The sequence below is a fragment of the Actinoplanes derwentensis genome, from assembly GCF_900104725.1.
Taxonomy (GTDB): domain Bacteria; phylum Actinomycetota; class Actinomycetes; order Mycobacteriales; family Micromonosporaceae; genus Actinoplanes; species Actinoplanes derwentensis.
This window is the reverse complement of the sequence record NZ_LT629758.1, coordinates 2,604,614-2,621,393: the sequence shown is the minus strand read 5'-3', so window position 1 is coordinate 2,621,393 and position 16,780 is coordinate 2,604,614. Positions and strand designations below refer to the sequence as shown.

At 66.9% G+C, this 16,780-nt stretch carries 11 protein-coding genes; 8 read left to right on the top strand and 3 right to left on the bottom strand.

All coding sequences use genetic code 11. From position 1 onward, the window contains the following. Positions 1–79: 79 nt before the first annotated feature. Together BLU81_RS12060 and BLU81_RS12055 are read right to left on the bottom strand one after the other, a co-directional pair. Positions 80–1,756, bottom strand: a complete 1,677-nt coding sequence (locus BLU81_RS12060; RefSeq protein ID WP_197686203.1) for a ricin-type beta-trefoil lectin domain protein — start codon at positions 1,754–1,756, stop codon at positions 80–82. Between the two features lie 423 nt (positions 1,757–2,179). Continuing rightward, complete coding sequence (locus BLU81_RS12055; RefSeq protein ID WP_197686202.1) at positions 2,180–3,235, bottom strand: non-reducing end alpha-L-arabinofuranosidase family hydrolase; 1,056 nt, start codon at positions 3,233–3,235, stop codon at positions 2,180–2,182. Positions 3,236–4,361: 1,126 nt separating this feature from the next. Here BLU81_RS12055 and BLU81_RS12050 point away from each other — a divergent pair. The 6 genes from BLU81_RS12050 (at position 4,362) to BLU81_RS12025 (ending at position 12,609) form a co-directional block, all read left to right on the top strand. After that, on the top strand, positions 4,362–6,767 hold the full coding sequence (locus tag BLU81_RS12050) for a beta-xylosidase/alpha-l-arabinosidase (protein ID WP_092544346.1): 2,406 nt from the start codon (positions 4,362–4,364) through the stop codon (positions 6,765–6,767). After that, positions 6,764–7,747 carry an ABC transporter permease gene (locus tag BLU81_RS12045; RefSeq protein ID WP_092544344.1) on the top strand — a complete coding sequence of 328 codons (984 nt, stop codon included), beginning with the start codon at positions 6,764–6,766 and terminating at the stop codon, positions 7,745–7,747. The genes BLU81_RS12050 and BLU81_RS12045 overlap by 4 nt, the downstream gene beginning before the upstream one ends. Continuing rightward, entirely contained in the window at positions 7,744–8,652 is a 909-nt protein-coding gene (locus BLU81_RS12040) for a carbohydrate ABC transporter permease (protein WP_231954435.1), read from the top strand. Before BLU81_RS12045 ends, BLU81_RS12040 begins: the two co-directional genes overlap by 4 nt. A 28-nt stretch (positions 8,653–8,680) precedes the next feature. Further along, positions 8,681–10,330: an ABC transporter substrate-binding protein gene (locus tag BLU81_RS12035; protein WP_092544340.1), complete on the top strand. Its 1,650-nt coding sequence runs from the start codon at positions 8,681–8,683 to the stop codon at positions 10,328–10,330. A gap of 63 nt (positions 10,331–10,393) precedes the next feature. Beyond that, on the top strand, positions 10,394–11,926 hold the full coding sequence (locus BLU81_RS12030; RefSeq protein ID WP_092544338.1) for a GH39 family glycosyl hydrolase: 1,533 nt from the start codon (positions 10,394–10,396) through the stop codon (positions 11,924–11,926). A 50-nt stretch (positions 11,927–11,976) separates the two neighbouring features. Next, positions 11,977–12,609 (top strand): hypothetical protein, encoded by a 633-nt coding sequence (locus BLU81_RS12025; protein WP_231954434.1) that lies wholly within the window; start codon positions 11,977–11,979, stop codon positions 12,607–12,609. 88 nt (positions 12,610–12,697) lie between these two features. Here the strand turns inward: BLU81_RS12025 and BLU81_RS12020 are convergent, their stop codons facing one another. Next, positions 12,698–14,797, bottom strand: coding sequence for an alpha-glucuronidase (locus tag BLU81_RS12020; protein ID WP_092544334.1), 2,100 nt, complete (start codon positions 14,795–14,797; stop codon positions 12,698–12,700). Positions 14,798–15,204: 407 nt separating this feature from the next. On the opposite strand from BLU81_RS12020, the gene BLU81_RS47955 reads away from it, so the two are divergent. Continuing rightward, on the top strand, positions 15,205–15,342 hold the full coding sequence (locus tag BLU81_RS47955) for a hypothetical protein (protein ID WP_157751500.1): 138 nt from the start codon (positions 15,205–15,207) through the stop codon (positions 15,340–15,342). Then, positions 15,339–16,772 carry a glycoside hydrolase family 30 protein gene (locus BLU81_RS12015; RefSeq protein ID WP_092544332.1) on the top strand — a complete coding sequence of 478 codons (1,434 nt, stop codon included), beginning with the start codon at positions 15,339–15,341 and terminating at the stop codon, positions 16,770–16,772. The genes BLU81_RS47955 and BLU81_RS12015 overlap by 4 nt, the downstream gene beginning before the upstream one ends. Positions 16,773–16,780: the final 8 nt, after the last annotated feature.

Below are 16,780 nucleotides of genomic sequence, written 5' to 3'. Positions count from 1 at the left end.
CTCTCCTTGATCTCTGATAGGTGATCGGGTGATGAGATTCAGGGGTGTCCGGGTCGATCGCCCGGACAGGTCTTGGCGGCTAGATCCGTGCCCACCGTTGGCCGGCGCCGGTGTTGCACGTGGACATGACCATCGCGGTGCCGTTTGCCGTGGCGCCGCCGTTGAGGTCCAGGCACAACCCGTATGCGAGGTTGCTGATCGTCCCGTTCGCGTTGACGGTCCACTGCTGGTTGGGATTGCCGCTGCACTCCCACAGCTGCGCCGGGGTGCCTGCGGCAGTGCTTCCCAGCGGGGCGTCCAGGCATTTGCCGAGTACCCGCAATTCCCCGCCGGTGAGCGTCCACCGCTGGTTGGCGTTGCTGTTGCAGTCCCAGACCTGCAACCTGGTGCCATTGGCGTTGGAACTGTTCGGGACGTCCGCGCATCGACTGGCCGCCTCGCTACGTATCCGCCCGGTCGTGCCCTGGCCGGTGATCCGGTACGTGATCAGTGATCTGGCGGGCACGGCGGCGGTGAACGCCCCGCCGGTGACGGCTACGGCCGGTTGGACGGCCATGCTGTTCACTCCGTTGGTCAGATACGGCGTAGCGGTTCCACTCGTCACGCCGGTGTTCGGCAGCGCGTACGACACCTCGGTGGCGCTGCTCGACGCGTTCAGCGCCACCAGCACCAGCGAGCCGTCGGTGTTCTGGTAAGCGGACAGCCGCAGATTGCCGTCCGGAGTGGATGCGCCGATCCGAGTGGCGTTCGGCCGGATGAACCGGCTGTAAGAGGCCAGCGCCCACAGCCGCTTCGAGGTCCGGTACCCGTCCCCGTCCAGCTGGACGAGCCCGCGGGTGGTGCCGGTGGACGCGCCGTACCAGTACACGTACCCGTTGACGTTTCCGCTGGTGAGCGCGGTGTGGACCGCCTGAGCCACGGTGAATCCGTCGTAGCCGCTGCCGTCGTCCCAGCTCTCGTTCCAGGTGGTGCCGCTCGGTGACCACTCCGACATCCAGGTACGTCGGCCGCTCACCGGGAGTGGTGCCGTGGGCGCGCTGCTGTACGAGTGTCCGGTGTGAGTGGTGATCCAGCTGTGCGCCTCGGCATCGGCGGCGATCGCCGCGGTGAATGGACCCTGTGAAGTCCAGCCCACGGCGTCGCAGCAGGCCACCTTCAGCCCGGCCGCGCCGGCGATCGGTCCCACGATCTTCGTGAGCTCGACCGCCTGGGCCGGGGTGAACCGCATCGAGGAGTACGAGGTGGTGTAGTCGGGTTCGTTGGTGAACCCGAGATCGTTGATCGTGATGCCCTCCTGGGCATAGAAACGCGCGTACTGGACCAGGTAGTTCGCGTAAGCCCGCCGCCAGTCCCCGCTGCCGCACGCGGTGCCGGACAGGCCGCACAGCGTCCCGCCGTTGGACTCGTCGCCATTGGTCTTCATGTAGCCGGGCGCACTCCACGCATCGGCATAGAACCGGTTCACCCCGTATGCCTTGGCCTGTTGCGCCAGCCACACCTGACCGTCGTCGTCGCCGTTCCACACGTATCGCGGTGTCGCGCCCGGACCTCCGGGGTCGGTCGGCTGGATCGACGTCTTGCCGGCCGAACCGATACCCAACCTCAGGATGCTCAGCCCCGCGCCGCTGGTGCGACTCAACAGCAGGTCCAGCACTTCCCGCTGACGTTGGGCGGACAGGCCCTCTGAGCCGTGCATGATGGTCGCCCGGCCGAAGTGTTCGGAGAAGCCGAAGCCGTCGATCGGGCTGCAGGACATTCGTGCCGTTGATGGTTGCGTCCGACGCCGCGGCATACGCGGCGGACTGGCCCAGAGCAACGAGCCCACCCGCACTCAGCACGGTCATGGCTGCCAGCGCGCTCTGAAGTTGCCGTCTGATGTTTCGCGACATTCCTGCTTCCCTCCGTACCGAGGCCACGCGGCCATGGAACGAGCGAGTCGAGCGAGCTTCGGCTCGCGCGTCCGGGGCGGCGCGCGGCACTGACTGATATCGATGCTTGCGTGTGTCGGAATCGCCTCAGCGCTGCCGAACCGGCACGGGAATCAGAGGGCGACACCCGGCGCGCCGCTCGAGTCCACGGACCATCTAGGTGACCAGCGACCGTCATCCGGCAGGGGAGGGCCGGTGCGGCGGGTGGCCTGGGGCGCCGGCTTGGTTCGGGGCGTTGCAGCCCTCGCGTTTCAGCAGGCCGAATTGGTCTGGGTCAGCAGCCCGATCCGCCAGGGCGGGAAGGTGTAACCGGCGGTCGAGGCCGGGTCGAAGCCCTGATATGCGTAGCGCAAGCCGCACGGGTTGATGATCATGTTCTGGTCGTATCCAGCGCGGATCATCTCGCCGTGACTGATGTCCTTGGTCCATGCGGTGCCACCGAAGGCGACGTTGGTGGACCGCGCGAACGGATTGCTCCCGGTATCGGCCAGCGCGGTGAACGCCCCGTTGATCGCATCCGTGGTCCAGGACCGGAAGTACCGCTTGCCATCGGAGCCGATCGCTTCGACCAGCAGCAGGTATTCCTGGGCGCCGGCTATCTTGTACATGTTGCTCGCCTCGAACAGTTTGAACTTCGAGTCGGACAAAACGATGACCGGATCGCTCATGCCGTTGGGGAAGCCGGCCATGCTGGTCTGCGAGCGATAGAGATGGCCGTTGTTGTCCGAGGAGAACAGATGGCAGTTGACGCTGCCGCAGATCACCCACATGTCGACCCAGCTGCCGGATCCGATGTTCTGCTGGATGATCGAGGGCACGCCGGAGTAGAAACCCTTCGGAGCGGTCCATCCGGACGGGTTGGCAAGGTCCGTGTTGGTGGAGTAGGAGGCGTTCCCGCCAGTCTGGTAGACCAGGTACCACAGGCTTTGCGGGGCGAAGTAGAAGACCTGCGGGGCCGCCCGGTACCCGGTGCCGATGGCGGTCTCGTCCAGGTGGAACGGCGTGGCCGAATCGGCCGAGGACCAGTCGGTGAAGTTCAGGTACACCATGCTGTATTCGCCGGCCGAGTCGACCGTCGAGGCGAAGACGTGCCATCGCCCGTTGTAGTGGACGACCGACGGATCTTTGATCGACACCAGGCTGTGGCTGGAGTCTGATTTCGGCGCGATCAGGATGCCGCTCGAGCTCCACTGGTAGCTCCTCTGCATGGTGGCGGCTTGAGCGGGGTTCGCGGTGACGATGACGCCCGCGGCGAGGGCGACGACGGCAGTGGCTGCCAACCACAGCCGATGGGGGATGTGTTTCACGAGACCTCCGGGGAACGCGCGGCCGGACGGTGCCACAGACGGCCGGGGACGGTGGGGGACGGTGGTGGTGGCTCCCGCGGCTGAGCGTCGCTGAAGCCCGCTCCGGGTAGTGCTCGGCTGCGCCGTTTCGGGCGTTCAATGATCCGGACGCCTGGGGAATGGGCCGGGGCAGGTCGACAGCGGCGCTTCGTGGAGACTAATGGAGCCGATGTGGAGCCTGAAGCTGCGCGTTCAGGGAGCTCCGGTGGATGGCCGGGGTGCCCGGCAATCGCCATCAGAGGTGAGGGTTATGGCAGGTAGTTACCATTGGCCTCCCTGCTGCGGCAGGCGGGGAGCGCCGGTGCGAAAGAACTAATTCCTGACCTGCACGAAACATTAACATAGTATGTCGTTGATGTTTCGTCCAGAGCCTCCATCGGCGCGATAGGTGGGAGTGGACATAAGCTGCGGATCTCCCGCACTGCCAGGTGTCCTCGATCCGCGCGGGATCGCGGCCGATCAGCGCCGGCCCCCATGGTCGGGTAGCTCGCGACGGCGAGCTCGCGGGCCGTTGAGCGAGGTGTCGCCTAAGCCGGTGAGTCCGTCGTCCACGCCGACTTTCACGGTGACGAAGTTCCGTCCGGACGGGTGCCGATCACGGGAGCGTCAACAATCCGCACGCCGATTTCCTTCGTTGGAGGCTCCGGTGATGCGCTGCTCTCCCGTACGGGCAACTCGCTTACGGGGTTGATCCGCGTGGTTGCCGGACCATCCTCGGCTGCTTGCGCGTCCTGCCATCTGTTCTCACACTGCCACCGGTAGTTTCGGTCAGGTCGATCGGTGCGCACGGCCACTGCGACGTCACACCGGGACGATAGCGGACGCTACCGGGTCGGTCCGGCCCTCGGCAGACCCTCAGGATGAATCTCCATGGGGCGTGCATGCCACTCCACGAAAAGCTCCATGCACTGATCAGCGCGTGGAGAAGTATTTCGTTGATGCTAAAGATGTATTCGTTACGGCGTCTTGACATCGACGAAACCCGAGGCTTACGTTCCCAGTCACGAATCTCGATGCGCCGACGAAAGTTTCGCTCGCCTCACGATGAATACGGTGACTTCCCGTCAGCGCTGAAGACAGGACTGATATGAGCATCGAGCCGTCTATCGACACCCGTCCCGAGCCGCCGAGCGGCCGATGGCGCGACCCGCGTTTGTCCCCGGAGGATCGGGCACGGGCCCTGCTCCCCCTCATGTCGCTGGAAGAGAAGCTGGCACAGCTCGTCGGCGTGTGGGTCGGCGCGGACGCGTCCGGCGGGGGCGTGGCGCCGTACCAGGCCGAAATGAGCGGCGAGACGCCTGCGTGGGACTCGCTCATCCGTCACGGGCTCGGGCAGCTGACCCGGCCGTTCGGCACGGCCCCGGTCGAACCCGCAGCCGGTGCGCGGTCGCTCGCTGCAGCCCAAAGGCGGATCATGGCGGAGAGCCGTTTCGGTTTGCCGGCGCAGGTGCACGAGGAGTGCCTCACCGGGTTCGCCGCCTGGCGTGCCACGGTGTACCCGGCACCGCTGGCCTGGGGCGCCTCATTCGATCCCGCGTTGGTGGCGCAGATGGCCGGCGGGATCGGGCGGTCCATGCGGGCCGCGGGAGTCCATCAGGGACTCGCTCCGGTTCTCGACGTGACCCGGGACTACCGCTGGGGCCGCACCGAGGAGACGATCGGGGAGGACCCCTACCTCGTCGGCTCCGTCGGTGCGGCTTACGTCCGTGCGCTCGAGGACGCCGGCGTGGTGGCGACACTCAAACACTTCGCCGGCTACTCCGCCTCGCGTGGAGGACGCAACCTCGCCCCGGTGCCGATGGGCGTCCGGGAGTTGAATGACGTGATACTGCCGCCGTTCGAGATGGCGTTGCGGCTGGGCGGGGCCCGTTCGGTGATGCACTCCTACGCCGAGATCGACGGTGTTCCGGTCGCGGCCGACCGTGCACTTCTGAACCGGCTGCTGCGTGACGAGTGGGGCTTCCGAGGGACGGTGGTCGCTGACTACTTCGCCGTGCGATTCCTGGAAACGCTGCATGGTGTCGCGGACGGTGCCGCCGATGCGGCCCGGCTCGCTCTCCGCGCTGGCATCGACGTCGAACTTCCTACGGTCGACGCCTATGGTCCGCCGTTGCTCGAGGCGATCCGATCAGGCGCCGTCGAGGAGGCGCTGGTCGACCGGGCGTTGCTTCGAGTGCTGACCCAGAAGGCGGAGTTGGGCCTGCTCGACGCCGACTGGCAGCCCCTGGTCGATGATGCCGGAGAACTGCGGCTCGACGACGAAGCCGGGCGCGACGTCGCGTTACGTCTGGCCCGCGAGTCGATCGTGCTGCTGCGCAACACCGGAACCGTGTTGCCGCTGGCCACCGCCCAGCGGATCGCGCTGGTCGGCCCCGTCGCCGACGATCCGCTCGCCATGCTCGGGTGTTATTCCTTCCCGCTCCACGTCGGACAACGACACCCGGACCACGACCTCGGCATCAACGTTCCCACCCTCCGCGAGGCACTCAGCGATCTCGCTCCGCACCTGGTGTACGAGCAGGGCTGCACGATCACCGGCGACGATGCCTCCGGCATCGCCGCAGCCGTGGCCGCCGCAGCCGACAGCGACCTGTGCGTCCTCGCGGTGGGCGACCGGGCCGGCCTGTTCGGGCGGGGTACCTCGGGCGAGGGCTGCGACGCCGACGACCTGCGGCTGCCCGGCATCCAGTCGGACCTTGTGCGGGCGGTCCTCGACACGGGCACCCCGGTGGCGCTGGTGCTGCTGGCCGGCCGCCCCTATGCCCTCGGCCCCGAGGTCGCCACGGCCGCCGCCATCGTGCAGGCGTTCTTCCCCGGCCAACAGGGCGGCCAGGCTTTAGCCGAGATCCTGACCGGTGCCGTGAACCCGTCAGGACGGCTGCCGGTGAGTGTGCCGAGCAACTCTGGTGGACTGCCCACGACCTACCTGTCGCCGCCGCTGGGCCGCCGCAGCCAGGTGTCCTCGATCGACCCGACGCCCGCGTTCCCGTTCGGGCACGGCCTGAGCTACACCACCTTCGACTGGACCGACGCGCACGCGCTCAGTATTGAAGAGGTTCCGGTCGACGAGCCCGCCGTCTGGCCCGTCGACGGCGACGCGACGGTACGGATCACCGTCCGGAACACCGGCGAGCGAGACGGCGTCGAGGTCGTCCAGCTGTATCTGCACGACCCCGTCGCACAGACGACCAGGCCGGTGGTACGGCTGATCGGCTACGCCCGGGTCGCTCTGAAGCACGGCGAAGCCGCCTACGTCAGCTTCGCCGTGCCGGCCGACATGGCGTCGTTCACGGGCGTCGACGGCCGGCGCGTGGTCGAACCGGGCGACGTGGAGCTGCGGTTCGGCCGGTCGAGCGCGGACGCCGCGGCCACCGTACGGCTGCGGCTGGTCGGCGCCGAGCGCGAGACCGGAGCGCAACGGATGCTGGAGTCACGGGTCCGCGTCGACCGCCTGCCGGCCCTCGCGCCCGCGCGGCAAGGGCCGACGTCATGAACCCGGCCAAGGTGATCGACCGCGTGCCGGACACGCTCCGCCGGCCGCCCCGGACCGCGCATCCTGAACGAACCCGACGAAGAGGCTGGCGACACGCACTGCGCCGAGACTGGCAGCTGTACTCGCTGGCCGTACTGCCGCTGCTGTTCTTCGCGGTGTTCCGTTATCTGCCGATGCTCGGCAACGTGATCGCGTTCCGGCGCTACCAGCCCGGCGGTGAACTGGTCGGCGAGTACTGGGTCGGGTTGCACTACTTTCGGATGTTCCTCGCCGATCCCACCTTCTGGCAGGTCTTCACCAACACGATCATCATGGGCGCGCTCACCCTGCTGTTCTGCTTCCCGCTGCCGATCGTGCTGGCGCTGCTGCTCAACGAGGTCCGCACCCGCTGGCTCAAGGGCTTCGTGCAGACCATCTCCTACCTGCCGCACTTCCTGTCCATCGTGGTGGTGGCGGGTCTGGTCCTGCAGACGGTGTCCGTGGACGGCGTGATCAACCACGGGCTTGCCGCAATGGGGCACGACAAGATCGCGTTCATTCAGCAGCCCGGCTGGTTCCGCACGATCTACGTCTCCTCAGAGGTCTGGCAGACCGTCGGCTGGGGGACGATCCTCTATCTCGCCGCGCTCACCACCATCGACAGTGACCTCTACCAGCAGGCGCGGGTCGACGGCGCGAACCGGTGGCGGCAGACCTGGCACGTCACGCTGCCCGGGATCCGGCCCACGATGATCACGCTGCTCATCCTCAACATCGGCACGTTCCTGGCGGTCGGCTTCGAGAAGATCCTGCTGCTCTACAATCCGCTCACCTACCCGGCCGCGGACGTCATCTCGACCTACCTCTACCGCGTCGGTGTCGTCTCCGGCAGCTTCAGCTACGCGGCGGCCATCGGCCTGTTCGAGTCCGTGATCGGCCTGCTGCTGGTACTCGGCGCGAACACACTGTCCCGGCGCACGATCGGGACGAGCCTGTGGTGACCTCGGCCGCCATCCGACCAGCACGTAACGGGGTTCCGCAGGCGACCCGGGCGTACCGGGCCTTCCAGGTGATCAACGCGTTCGTGCTCACCGCCGTGGTGGTGGCCACGCTGTTCCCGTTCGTCAACATCGTGGCCCGCTCATTCAGTGGCGAGCACGAGATCCGTTCCGGGCAGGTGGTCCTGTTGCCGAAAGGCTTCAACCTGACCACGTACCAGCACGTCATGTCCGACGCGATGTTCTGGACCAACTACCGCAACACCGTGCTCTACACCGTGGTCGCCACGGCCATCGCGCTGGTGCTCACCACCTGCTACGCCTACGTGCTGTCGAAGCGCCATCTCAAGGGCCGTGGCGTGCTGGTCGGCATCGCGGTGTTCACGATGTTCTTCAACGGCGGCCTGATTCCCAACTACGTGCTGGTCAGCACGCTCGGGCTGCGCAACACCCTGTGGGCGATCGTGCTGCCGAACGCGATCAGCGTGTTCAACCTGCTGGTGATGAAGGCGTTCTTCGAGAGCCTGCCGGTCGAACTCGAGGAGGCCGCGGCCGTCGACGGCTGCGGCACCTACCGCACCCTGCTGCGGATCGTGCTGCCGCTGTCCAAGGCGGTGCTCGCCACCATGTTGCTGTTCTACGCGGTGTCGTTCTGGAACTCGTGGTTCTCCGGGTTCCTTTACATGGACCGGCAGGAACTGTTCCCGGTCACCGTCTATTTGCGCAACCTGATCGCCGGCGCCACCGCGGGCTCGGACAACAGCACGGCCAGCGATACCGCGCTGCAGATCGCGGCGAGCATCCAGGCCGTCACCATCGTCCTCACCATGCTGCCGATCCTGCTCATCTATCCCTTCATTCAGAGGTTCTTCGTCTCCGGCGTCACGCTGGGCGCCGTCAAGGGCTGACTTCTCCGCCTTCTCAAGGAGTTCCGATATGTATCATTTCACCCGACGTCAGATACTGGCCGCGGCCGGTGCGGCCGCCGCTGCCACGGTGGCCGGCTGTAGCAGCGATGACCCCGACAGCGACAGCAGTAGCCTCGACAGCAATCGCGTCGGGGCCATGGACGCCTACGCGGTCGGCAACCAGTTCAAGGCCGCTGAGCCGCTCACCTTCTCGATCATGATGCTGAGCAATCCGGGTTACCCGTACAAGGCGGACTGGCCGTTCTGGGCCGAGTTGAGCAAGCGCACCAACGTCACGTTGCAACCCACCGTGGTGCCGCTCAGCGACTACAACCAGAAGCGCAGCGTGGTGGTGGGCGCCGGCGACGCCCCGATGATCATCCCGAAGACCTACCACCCGGACGAGGAAGCGTACATCGCGGGCGGCGCGATCATCCCGGTCAGCGACTACGTCGACCTCATGCCGAACTACTCGGCCCAGGTCAAGCAGTGGAACCTGCAGGGCAACCTGGAGGCGATCAGCCAGCAGGACGGTAAGTACTACCTGCTGTCCGGCCTGCATGAGAACGTCTGGCAGGACTACTCCCTCGCGATGCGCACCGACATCCTGGAGAAGCTCGGCCTGGCGGTGCCGACGACCTGGGACGAACTGACAACGGTGCTCCGGGCGATGCGGCAGGCATACCCCGACCGGTACCCCTTCTCCGACCGGTGGAGCACCCCGCCGAACCCCGGCGCGAACAACCTCGTCGGTCTGCTCGGCGCGGCCTACGGCACCTACGCCGGCTGGGCCTACCAAAGTGCCTTCTGGGACGCCGCCGCCGGTAAATTCGTCTTCAGCGCGGCCATGGACCAGTACAAACAGGTGCTGCAATACCTGAACACGCTGGTGGCCGAGAAGCTGCTCGACCCGGAGAGCTTCACCCAAACCGACGACAACGCCCGGCAGAAATTCGCCAACGGCAAGTCGTTCGTGATCAGCTGCAACGCCCAGACGCTGGTCAACGAATGCCGCAAGGACATCGCGAAGATCCCCGGGGCGACGGTGGTCAAGATCCCCCTGCCGACCGGGCCGATGGGGCCGTCACTCGAAGGCCTCAGCCGACTGGAAAACGGCATCATGATCAGCAGAAAGGCGCGAGAGAGCAAGAACTTCGTCGCGATGATGCAGTTCATCGACTGGCTGTGGTATTCCGACGCGGGCAAGATGTTCACCAAGTGGGGTATCGAAGGGCAGACCTACAACGGCAGCGTCGCGGACGACAGTTTCAAACTCGCGCCGGACGTGAAATGGGCCGGGATCAACCCCACGGCCCCCAGGGATCTGCAGGTCGACTACGGCTACTCCAACGGCGTTTTCGCGTACGCCGGCAGCACCAAGCTGCTGAACTCGCAGTTCTCCGATGAGGAGAAGGCCTTCCAGGCGGAGATGAACAAACGCCAGATCCGGCCGGTGCCGCCGCCGCACCCGTTCAGCCCTGAGGAACGCGAGCAGGCCAGCTTGTGGGAGACCGGGCTCAAGGACCACGTCAACCAGCAGAGCGTCAAGTTCATCCTGGGCCAGCGGCCGTTCAGCGAATGGGACGCCTACCTCGCCGAGCTCAAGGGCAAGAACATGGACCAGTACATCGACCTGGCGAACAAGGCGTACGACCGGTTCAAGAAGAGCAATCCCTGATCGGATTCCCCGGCCGGGCCGCGTCGAGTCGCGGCCCGGCCTCTGCGTACGCGAAGGACGACGATGCTCATTCATGTTCCCGAAACACCGTGCGGCCGGCTCGGCGACGCTTGGCGCACCTGCGTCGGCACCGGGAGGTTCGAGCTCGCGCTGCGGCGCGACTACCAGGACTCCCTCGCGCTGCTCCAGCGTGACATCGGCTTCCGGCACATCCGCGGGCACGGCCTGCTCAGCGACGGAGTCGGCATCTACCGGCCCTACGAATATCAGGGCGTCCGCCAGGTCCGGTACGCGTTCACCTACCTCGACCAGGTCGTCGACGCATATCTCGAGCTCGGCATCAAACCGTTCGTCGAACTGGGTTTCATGCCGTCCGAACTGGCCTCCGGCGACCAGACGGTCTTCTGGTGGCACGGCAACGTCACCCCGCCGAGATCCTGGACCGAATGGGCGGCCCTGGTCCGCGCGACCGTCACGCACCTGATCGACCGCTACGGTCTGGACGAGGTACGCGGCTGGCCCATCGAGGTGTGGAACGAACCCAACCTCAAACAGTTCTGGCAGGACGCGGACGCCGGCGCCTATCACCGGTTGTACGAGATCACGGCGAACACCATCAAGGACATCGACGGCAGCCTCCAGGTCGGCGGGCCCGCCATCTCACCCGGCGAGGACGACTGGCTGCTGCGCTTCGCCTCGTTCGTCACCGATCGCGAGGTGCCGATCGACTTCGTGAGCCGGCACGCGTACACCTCAGGCCCGGCCCAGCAGGTCCCGTTCGGCGTCCACCAGACACTGGAACCCGCATCCCGGCTCCTGGAGCAGTTCGCGCTGCCGCGGCAACAGCTGCGCGGCACCCCGTTGGCCGGCCTGCCGGTGCACATCACCGAGTTCAACTCGTCCTACCGGCCGGACAACCCGATCCACGACACGGCGTTCAACGCCGCCTACCTCGCCCCGGTGATCGCGGCCGGAGGCGAGGTGGCCGACTCCTTCGCCTACTGGACGTTCAGTGACATGTTCGAGGAGGAAGGGGTACCGACCGCGCTGTTCCATGGCGGCTTCGGCCTGCTCACCCACCGCCAGATCAAGAAACCCACCTACCACCTGTATGCGTTCATGGCGCGGATGGGCGATCAGATCCTGACGCGCGGCACCGACCACCTGGTCACCGTCGACGACACCGGTCGTGTCACGATCCTGGCCTGGTCGCCGGTGGACCACACCGGCACCGCGTCACCCGGCCACCACCCGCTGCAGCTCTCCGTCCCGGTCTCGGCCCCCGGCGCGTCCTCTGCCTTCGTGCTGCGTTCGACGGTCGACGAGGAGCGAGGCAACGCCTGGACCGCCTGGTGCGAAATGGGGCGTCCACGGTCACCCCGGCCGCGCGAATTGGAGGTCCTGCGTGAGGCAGCCGAGCCGGCACGCAGCCACCGAAGCCTGCCGCTGGTCGACGGCCGGGTGACCCTCGACGTGACCTTGAGCCGGCACGAGGTGACCCTGCTGGAGATCACCCCGGTAGTCGACGAGACCCCACCGTGGTACGACGAGCGACGACTACTGGGTGCCGATCCCACGGCGGAACCCTTCTCATGAGCGGCGCCGGGGTGGGGGAGCGATTCGGTGCCGGACCTCTCGCCCGTGTCATGGCTCTGATCTATCACCTGCTCACCGTCGAGTTGCTTCTGCTCGCCACGGCCGGGCCCGGACTGCTCGCCCTGGTGCTGCTCGACCGGGACCCGAGCAATCTGCCGCTGGCCGCGGCATGCGCGCTGCCTGCCGGTCCCGCGCTGTCTGCCGCGCTCTACGCGCTGCACCACGGGCGGCTCGACCTGACCGACCTGCGGCCGGCTGCCCTGTTCTGGCGGGGGTACCGGCGCAACGCCCGAGACGTGCTGCCGATCTGGGCGATCTGGCTGCTCTGGATCACCGTGCTCACGATGAGTCTGGCGAACCTTTCCGTCACGGGTCTGTCCGAGTGGTGGGTCGGGCCCCTAGCCCTGATCGCGGTGGCCGCGACGCTCTGGGCACTGAACGCCCTGCTCATCACGGCTCTGTTCGCCTTCCGCACCCGAGACGTTGCGCGCCTGGCCGCACACTTCCTGGTCCGGACGCCGGGCGTCACAGCAGGCAGCGGCTGCCTGCTGGTTCTCGCGGTCGCCGCCATCCTGCTCTGGTCGGAGGCGGTGCTGGCCCTGCTGGGTTCGGTGTTCCTGCTAGCGCTGCTGCACAATTGCCGGCCGATGATCGCCACCGTGCGGCATGAGTTCACCGAGTGAGTCTGCCCGGACCAGCGGCGTCGCCGTTGCGCCGAGAAAACGACCCTGGCACGGTGGTCCCGGCAGATTTGGACCGATGGCCACCGGCTCAGTAGATCGGGCGGCCCTTGGCGTCGGGTACGCCGGACTTGCGAAAGAAGTATGTGTTGATCTGGTCGCGCCACTCCTCGGCGCTGCGCACCTGCTCCTCGAGCAGCGCAACCACCCGGGTGAACAAGGCCGGATCGACCAGTCCGTCCAGCTCGTGCCACTGCTGGCGCATCTCGGCCACGCGCTCGGCACCGGCGAAGTGGGTGTCGTAGATGTGCTGGATGACCGTGGAGCCGTTGTGCAGGACGTGCCGGAAGCCGACGTGGTGGAAGAACAGCAGCAACTCGTCGGGGCAGTCGTCGAGTGATTCGTAGATCTGCGACCACGGCTCGGGATATTGGCCCGTGAAACCCGTCCCGGACGCGCGGGTGCGATCCACCCCCACGCCGTCGCGATCGGCGAAATGGTAGGTCCCCCACGGGGTGTACTCGTAGCCGTCCACATCGGGTCCGTAGTGGTGACCAGGGCGCACCATGAAACCGATACCCAGCGGCGCGGTGTACTGCTCGTAGGTGCGCCAGGAATCGTCCATCAGCAAGTGCAACGTGCGCCGCACCGGCTCCGCGTCGTCACCGGTGGCCGGGTTGAAGGTGAGTCCGATCCATTCGTCCAACAGCGCAGTCGGATCCGCCGTGGGTTGCCATGCCAGCCGCCCGGCCGCGTACAGATTGGCCTGGGCTAGTGGATGTCCCGTCCAGAAATGGTCGGCGCCTGCGTTCGATACGGCGACGAACCCGCCGCCACCCGCGACGATGTCGGCCACCGTGGAGCCATCGGGCCCGTGTGGAGCGAACCGCAACACGCTGCTCCACAGGGGTCCGAGATAGCAGATGTGCCGTTGCTGGCCGGTGTACTCCTGGGTCGCCTGCACCTCGACGGCGACCCGGGTGGCAGGCATCGCGGCGATCACCGGCGACACCGGCTCCCGAACCTGAAAGTCCATCGGCCCGTGCTTGACCTGCACGATGACGTTGTCCCGGAAACGGCCGTCCAGCGGTACGAAATGGTCGTACGCGGCGCGGGCCCGGTCGGTGGACCGATCCCGCCAGTCCTGGCGGTGGTTGTAGACGAACGCACGCCAATGCACCACTCCACCGAATGGCGCCACGGCGTCGGCGAGCATGTCGGCTCCCTCGGCGTGGCTACGTCCGTACGCGAACGGACCCGGCTGGCCCTCCGAATCGGCCTTGACCACGTACCCGCCGAAGTCGGGAATCGCTTCGTAGACCCGTCGCGTCGCACTCGCCCACCAATCCCGCACAGCCGGGTCCAGCGGATCGGCGGTCGCCAGAGCGCCCAGTACGATCGGCGCTGCGAAGTTCACGGACAGGTGCACACGCACGCCGTACGGCCGAAGCACGCGCGCGATCGCCGCGACCTCGCCGAGTCGATCGGTCAGCAGGTGTGTCTCGGCTCGGTGTACATTGACGTTGTTCACTGTCGCGGCGTTGATGCCGCAGGCCGCCAGCAGTCGGCCGTAGGCCTGTACCCGGGCCAGGTCCCGACGTGGCAGGCCGTCCTGCCAGAACAGCGAACCGCCGGCGTATCCCCGCTCGACCTGGCCCATCACCGGATGGGCGTCGACATTGTCCCAATGGTTGATCATGCGCAGGCGCATCGCCGGGCGATGTATCGCAGCGCCCAGGCCGGATCCGAATGCTGACTCACCCAGCCGGACGACCTCGAACAGCCCGTAGAGAAGGCCGCGCGGCTCATCGGCCAGAACGACGGTGACCTCTTCGCGCCGCGTCAGCACGAAACCCTCGCCTCCCAGCGCTTCGGGCGCACCGCGCCATCCGTACTGCCAGGTGGCGATAGCGGCGTCACTGCCCAGGAACGGATGTCCGGCATCCGCCGCCGTAGGCATCGCCGGCAGGGCGCCCGTGAGTGCAAGCACGAGGTCGAAACGCTCACCGGCCTGGTCCTGCCGGTGTCGTACCTGTCCACCGAACCGGGCGCAGGCGACGGTGATCTCCTCTCGCACCGTCTCGACCAGCATCCCGTCGCCGAGCACCAGCACGCGGCGTGCCCCAATCGCGCGAAATGCCTCAGGCGGCAACCACGCCGGATGCGCGGGAGTTCGGTCGGACACGGTCATCAGGGCTCCTCAGGTGTCAGGTGGGGTGAAGCTTCTCAATCTGCCGCACGGGATCCGGCGGGTCAAGCGGCTCCATGGGGTGCCCTGATGTCTCCACGGCAAGGTTCATTCGCACTTCGAAAGGTTTTAGAAATAGTTCCTTGATGTTACCGAATGATTCTGCGAGCATGACTCTGGCAGCACGATGCCGATCCATATGAACCAGAGAAGAGCCTTTGACAGGCCACGGACACCCGGCGTGCTCGTCGCCGCCTTGGCCGGCATCCTTCTGGTGACCACAGGGCCAGCCGCCGGCCATTGGCGATTTAGCCGGCGAACCCTTTCGCCGGCGCCGCCATCGTGACCTTCCCCGGCCCCGCGTGGATCACCTCGATCAGCCGCAGCGAGGTGATCCGGTACGACCAGACTTGAGCATCGAGCCGCGCCACCTGCAGTACCTCTACCCGGACGTGGACCTGACCTCCACCGCGTCGTACACGTTCCTGCCCTGGTGTCTCGGCCTGCTCACCGCCACGACCTGCCCACCTCTAGGAGAAGACCAATGAACCCTGCCCCCGCCGCAGTGGCGGCGATCCTCCCGCTGTTCGCCATGACGCCCGCCGGCGCGGTGAGCGTGGACCGGCCCCTGGCCGCCGCGGTCATCGACGCCACCACCCGATACCAGCGCATCGACGGCTTCGGCATCTCGGAGGCATTCGGTACAGCGAACCAGCTGCGCTACCTGGGCGACACCCCGGTACAGCGGCAGGCGCTCGACATGCTGTTCGACACCTCCACCGGGGCGGGCTTCAGCATCCTGCGCAACCTGATCCCGTCCGACCCCGCGCACACCATGACGCCGGTGGCGCCGGCGAGCCCGTCCGACCCACCCACCTATGTGTGGGACGGCACCAGCGACGCCACCGACTGGGGCCAGCTCTGGCTGGCCAAGAAGGCGAGGGAGTACGGCGTCACCAGGTTCTACAACAACGCCTGGAGCGCTCCGGGCTACATGAAGACGAACAACCACGAGGCCAACGGCGGGATGTTGTGCGGTACACCCGGCGCCGTCTGCGCCAGCGGCGATTGGCGCCAGGCCTACGCGGACTACCTGGTCCAGCACGCCAAGAACTGGGCGTCGGTCGGGCTGACCCCCGCCGCCCTCGGTTTCGTGAATGAGCCGAACTACGTCGTCGGCTATTCCAGCATGGACTTCACCCCGGCCCAGGCCGCCGACTTCGCCAAGGTGCTCGGTCCCACCATGCGTGCGTCAGGTCTGCCCACCCGGATCACCTGCTGCGACGCCATCGGCTGGAGCGACCTGCCCAACTACACCAGCGCGGTGCTGTCCGATCCCGCGGCCCGGCAGGCAGTCGACGTGTTCACCAGCCACGGATACGCCACGCCACCGGACTCACCGGTGGCCACCGGCCGCAAGCCGGTGTGGCAGACCGAATGGTCCACCGGGCGGGGCGCCTTCAACACGGCCTGGGACGACGGCAGCACCCAATCCGGGTTCACCTGGGCCCAGAACATCCTCACCGGCCTGACCGAGGCGAACCTCAACGCCTTCCTCTACTGGTGGGGAACGTCGGTCAGCGCCAGCAGCAACAGTTCTCTGATCCTGCTGAGCGGGACGACGCTGATCCCCGCCAAGCGCTATTTCGCCTTCGTGAACTTCAGCCGATTCATTCGGCCCGGCGCGGTTCGGATCGGAGCGAGCAGCCCACAGCAAAGCCTCGAGATGGCCGCGTTCCGCAATGTCGACGGCAGCCGCGTCGTCGTGGCGCTCAACACCGCGACCACCGACGCCACCACCTCCTACCGCCTGCGCGGCAGGGGAGCGGCGCGGGGCTGCCCGGTGACCCCGTACCTGACCAACAGCGACCATGACACCGCAGTCCAGGCGCCGCTCTGCCTGCATCGTGGCAGCTTCACCGCCACGGTCCCGGCGCGCTCGCTGGTTACCTACGTGATCGACGAAACCAGCCGGTGACCCGGGCA

Coding starts and splice junctions, on each gene's coding strand:
- BLU81_RS12060 (WP_197686203.1), bottom strand. CDS start 1,756: ATGTCCTGCAGCCCGATCGACGGCTTCGGCTTCTCCGAACACTTCGGC.
- BLU81_RS12050 (WP_092544346.1), top strand. CDS start 4,362: ATGAGCATCGAGCCGTCTATCGACACCCGTCCCGAGCCGCCGAGCGGC.
- BLU81_RS12030 (WP_092544338.1), top strand. CDS start 10,394: ATGCTCATTCATGTTCCCGAAACACCGTGCGGCCGGCTCGGCGACGCT.
- BLU81_RS12015 (WP_092544332.1), top strand. CDS start 15,339: ATGAACCCTGCCCCCGCCGCAGTGGCGGCGATCCTCCCGCTGTTCGCC.
- BLU81_RS12045 (WP_092544344.1), top strand. CDS start 6,764: ATGAACCCGGCCAAGGTGATCGACCGCGTGCCGGACACGCTCCGCCGG.
- BLU81_RS12025 (WP_231954434.1), top strand. CDS start 11,977: ATGGCTCTGATCTATCACCTGCTCACCGTCGAGTTGCTTCTGCTCGCC.
- BLU81_RS12035 (WP_092544340.1), top strand. CDS start 8,681: ATGTATCATTTCACCCGACGTCAGATACTGGCCGCGGCCGGTGCGGCC.
- BLU81_RS12020 (WP_092544334.1), bottom strand. CDS start 14,797: ATGACCGTGTCCGACCGAACTCCCGCGCATCCGGCGTGGTTGCCGCCT.